A 4,669-nucleotide genomic window follows, 5' to 3' on the forward strand; every position below is an offset into this window, starting at 1 on the left:
TCCGAGACCGCGGCGAGCCTAGATTCGATCTTGTCCTGTTCGTCCGTCGGCGCCGCGTCGAGCGCGCGGGTCTCCAGGAACCTGGATCCCTCGGGGCCGACCTCGTACACGTCGAACCGTTGGCACCACCCGAAATGCTGATCCACAGCGGTGCCGTCGCTGGTCGCGAAGGCGATCTTCAACACGGAGACTCCTGGAACAGGTTGTCGAGTTGATCGGGTTCACCCGCGGAGCCGGGCTGGGTGGGGATCTCGGCCCGGTGGGCGGGCTGCCCATCCGCGCCGGGCACGGAGAACCTCCGCCCGGGACGGCGGTGCACGTGCTCGTGATCGAGTAGACGATTCGCGGCTTCGATGAGCAGGCGCAGGCTTCCGGCGTACCCGGCGGTACCGGCCAGCGCCGCGCCGAGCCGATCGAAGATCGGGAAGCCGACGGGCAGGTGCGCGGCACCGATCCGGTCGGCGACCTCGCGGGCATGGCTGGAACCGAGGACGAGGTGCGCACCGCCCGCCCGGGCCCGTTCGGCGAGGTCGGTCAGATCGCCGACGACGACCTTGTCCCAGGGCGCGTCCGCGAGGACCGGCGCGCCGGTCGGGGACACCGCCGCCACAACCTCGGCCCCGACGTCGTGCAGCAGGGAACCGACGGCGACCAGGGTCTCCGGCTCCATTGCCAGCGCGACCCGGGCGCCGCCGAGGACGAAGTGCGTATCGAGCAGACCGTCGGCGAGCCGGGCCCGGGCCTGCCGGACCCGGGTCGGCGCGGACGCTCCGGTGAGTTCGATCAGCTCGGTGACCAGGGCGTCCATCTCCGTCAGTCCGCTGAGATGACGGTGGCGGAAGATCCGGGCGGCGGTCCGGGCGGCGAGCAGGTCACCGGCCGCCGCCGCGGTCGCACCCGCGACGAGCACGGCCCGCGACCGACCGAGGGCCCGCAGCCGCGCGAGCCCGGTGCCGCCGGTCGTCGTGGGCTGCCAGGCGGGGGCCAGGTGCCCGTCCACCGATCCGGACAGGTCGGGGACGAGTACCGGATTGAGCCCGAACGCGCGAATCAGCTCACCGAGCTCGTCGAGGTCGGCCGCCGTCAGGGATGGGCCGACCAGGACCGCGAGCTGGCGCGGATCCAGATCGCCATCGTCCGCCGCCGCCACCCGCCGGGCGGCGGACCCCAGGGACCTGGCGGACCCAGCAGCCTCGGCGGACCCAGCGGTAGTGAGATGCGTTACGGGATCGCTGGCCGCGATGAAGGCGGTGCGCCCGGTAAAATAGTTCGCTTCGGAAGGCTCCGTTTCGGAATGCTCTGCCGGCACCACCGCTCGGACCAGCGCCTCCAACGCGGCCGACCAGCCGTCGGACAGCCCACCGATGAAGTCCGGGGTGGAGACCCCGACGATCAGCGGGGCCCCGCCGGGGGCGGAGTCGTTCGCCCCCGCCTCCGGCCCGCTCGAGTCGGTCTCGTCCCAGGCCGAGAGGTACTTGCGCAGCTGGCCGCCGACGTCTTCGCCGCTGACCTCGGTGACTCCTGTGGTGAGCAGGCCGATAATCTCCGGCCGCTGCTTCTTCCGGATGGCATCGAGCGTCTCCACCATCGCCTCACCACTGCCGAGGACCGCGGTCACCTCGGTGATCGCGGTGGTCTGCAGCGGGATCGGCTCGTTGAAATGCCGGGTGAGCAGGGCCTTGGCGAACGACGCGCACCCCTGCGCACCATGCATGATCGGCAGCGAGCCGGCGAGGCCCAGGAAGACCAGCGCACCCCCGAGCGGCTGGCTGTGCTTGAGCGGGTCGATCGCCGCCTGCCGCTCTCCGGTCACGACCTCGGCCATCAGCGGGCTCCAACCAGGTCCCAGGGAGCGGGCCGGCTGACCTGCTCCCAGACCGGGCTCGCGATCGCCATGTCGAGGCGCCGGGCGAGCTCGACCATCCCGGTGTAGCCAGCGTAGGGGATGTGCCGCTCCTGGTTGATATCGAGGAACGGCAGCCGGCCCTTCAGCGCGGTGTACTGGTTGCGGCCGCCGGCGACGAGGATGTCCGCCCCGGTCTGCTCGGCGACCCGCAGCAGCTCGCGCGGACTGCCCTCTTTGATCATCTTTGCGTCGCCGAGCAGCTCGCGGATCTTGTCCACGTCGCCGTCGGAGCTCTTGGTGATGCCGCTGCCGACCACCTCGATGCCGAGGTCCTGCAGCGCGGACACGATCGACCAGCTCTTGACCCCGCCGGTGTAGAGCACCGCCTTGCGCCCGGCGAGCCTGCGCCGGTACGGCTCAAGTGCGACGGCGACGGCCGCCTCCTCGACAGCGATGAGCTCCTCCGTGCGGCGGGAGAGCTCGTCGTCCTCGAGCAGGCGGGCGAAGCCGCGCAGGGTGTCGCCCATCGCCCGGGTGCCGTAGAAGCTGCCCTCGAACCACGGGATCCCGTAACGTTCCTGCAGGCCACGGGCGAGTCCGAGCAGCGCGCGCGAGCAGACCACCATCGTCGCCCTGGCCCGATGGGCCGCGGCGACGTCACGGTAGCGGGCATCACCGCTGATGCACGCCTGCACCCGGAGGCCCAGCCGGGACAGCAGCGGCAGGACGTCCCACAACTCCCCGGCGATGTTGTACTCACCGATCAGGTTGACGTCCCGGTCGGTGGTGAGCTCCGGCTCGACGGTGCCGATCACGTGGTCGAGCAGGGCCTGGCCGGCGAGCCGGTTGCCGAGGTTCTTGCTGCCAACGAACCCGGGCGAGTGGATCGGGATCACCGGCACCCCGGACTCGGCGGCGGCCGCCGCGCACACCGCGTCAAGATCGTCTCCGATCATCGCGGTGACGCAGGTCGAATAGACGAAGACCGCTGGCGGCGAGTGCCGCTCGACGACCTCCAGGATGGTGTCGAACAGGCGCTGTTCCCCCCCGAGCACCACGTCGTTCTCGGCCATGTCGGTGGTGAAGCCGTGCCGGTAGAGCACCGGCCCGGACGACAGGCTGCCCCGGCCGTCCCACGAGTTGCCCGCGCAACCGATCGGGCCATGGACCACGTGAGCGCAGTCGGCGATCGGGACGAGGGTGATCATGGCTCCGTCGAAAGCACAACCTCCGGAAGTGCCCCCGGGCTTGGGTTTGGGACAACCCGCCTTGCGGGCCTTGGTGGTCTTGGCGTTGTTGTGGTTACAGGCCGGTTCGGTGAACAGCGCGACGCGTTCTGTGGCTGCCATGGGCCATCCTCGGAAGGACGCGGTTCTACGGGCACGGTTCTTGAAAGAGGTGGGACGGGGGCGAGGGGTCGATCGATCCGGGAGGTGATCGATCGACCCCACGGCGGGGTGGTCGGCCGGTCGCAGGGAGCGCGGTGGGCGCGGCCGGCCGACCACGTTCAGATCCGGCCGGGAGCCGGACCGACCACAGTTGTGCCCGGTCGGACGCTCAGCGGACGACATCGAAGCTGTGGTCGGGGCTGGTGCGGTCCAGCTCGTCGAGCACCGTGTTGACGAGCTGGGTGAGCAGGTGCAGACCGCCGGTGTAGCCGACGATCGGGAAGCGGTGCAGGTGGTGCCGATCGAAGATCGGAAAACCGACCCGGACCAGCGGCACGTTCGCCTCCCGGGAGATGTACTTCAGGTACGAGCTCCCGATGAGCAGGTCGACCGGCTCGGTAAAGACCAGCGACCGCAGGTGCCAGAGGTCCTTGCCCGGCCAGACGGTCGCCGCCTCGCCGAACTTGCTGGTCGAGAGGACCTTCTCCAGCCTGGGCGCGAAGGAGTTGTCGGCGTTCGTGCTCAGCAGGTGGACCGGGATCATCCCGAGTTCGAGGGCGAAGCCGGTCATCGCGATGACGAGGTCAGGGTCACCCGCGATGGCAACCCGCTTGCCGTGCAGATAGGCATGCGAGTCGGTGAGCGCGTCCACCAGGCGGCCACGCTCGGCGGTGAGCTCGGCCGGGATCTCGACCTCCGCCAGGCGGGCCACCTCGGTCAAGAAGCGGTCGGTGTTCTTCACCCCGATGGGGGTCTCGAGCACCACCGTCTCCTGCTTCCACCCGTCCCGGACGAACTCCGTCGTCTTGCGGGTGGTGGTCTCCTGAAGCATCACGGTAGCGCGGCTGAACCGAGCTGTGGCGGCCTCGGCGAGCGGGGTACCACCTGGGTAGAGCTCGTACTCACCCGTCGCCGGCGAGTCCAGGGAGCTGCTGTGGTCGCCCAGGATCAGGGGGTCGACACCCATCAGCTCGAGGATGCGGCGGTACTCGCGGTGGTTGCCGACGTAGGTCTCGAAGCCGGGCACGATGTTCAGCCGGGGCTTCCCGGGGGACTCGACCTTGTCGGCGTCCGCCGTCTTGCCCAGGAGGTCCAGGATGCCCTTGAGCATGCTGTCGTAGCCGGTGAGGTGTGAGCCCACGAAGCTCGGCGTGTGCGCGTACGGCACCGGGTAGTCGGCGGAGATCGCGCCCCTGTCCCGCGCCGCGCCGATGTAGGCGAACAGATCCTCCCCGATCACCTCGGCCATGCAGGTGGTGCTGACCGCGACCATCTTGGGCTTGTACAGGGTGGTCGCGTTCTCGAGCGCCTCGACCAGGTTGTTCAGCCCGCCGAAGACGGCGGCGTCTTCGGTCATCGACGAGGATGCCGCCGGGACGGGCTCCTTGAAGTGCCGGGCGAAGTGGCTGCGGAAGTAGGCGACGCAGCCCTGCGA

The 4,669-nt window shown here is 70.0% G+C and carries 4 protein-coding genes; all 4 read right to left on the reverse strand.

The genetic code is table 11. The features are described from left to right. Nucleotides 1-185, reverse strand: a 185-nt coding sequence (locus ACY45C_RS06530; RefSeq protein WP_462186741.1) for a NifB/NifX family molybdenum-iron cluster-binding protein, incomplete at its 3' end; no start/stop codon positions are given. Then, complete coding sequence (locus ACY45C_RS06535; RefSeq protein ID WP_462186742.1) at nucleotides 179-1,825, reverse strand: nitrogenase component 1; 1,647 nt, start codon at nucleotides 1,823-1,825, stop codon at nucleotides 179-181. The genes ACY45C_RS06535 and ACY45C_RS06530, both read right to left, overlap by 7 nt. Beyond that, nucleotides 1,825-3,195 (reverse strand): nitrogenase iron-molybdenum cofactor biosynthesis protein NifE, encoded by a 1,371-nt coding sequence (nifE, locus tag ACY45C_RS06540; RefSeq protein ID WP_462186743.1) that lies wholly within the window; start codon nucleotides 3,193-3,195, stop codon nucleotides 1,825-1,827. Before nifE ends, ACY45C_RS06535 begins: the two co-directional genes overlap by 1 nt. Before the next feature lie 208 nt (nucleotides 3,196-3,403). Continuing rightward, nucleotides 3,404-4,669, reverse strand: a 1,266-nt coding sequence (gene nifK / locus ACY45C_RS06545; RefSeq protein WP_462186744.1) for a nitrogenase molybdenum-iron protein subunit beta, incomplete at its 5' end; no start/stop codon positions are given.

Source organism: Frankia sp. CcWB2 (assembly GCF_977927585.1).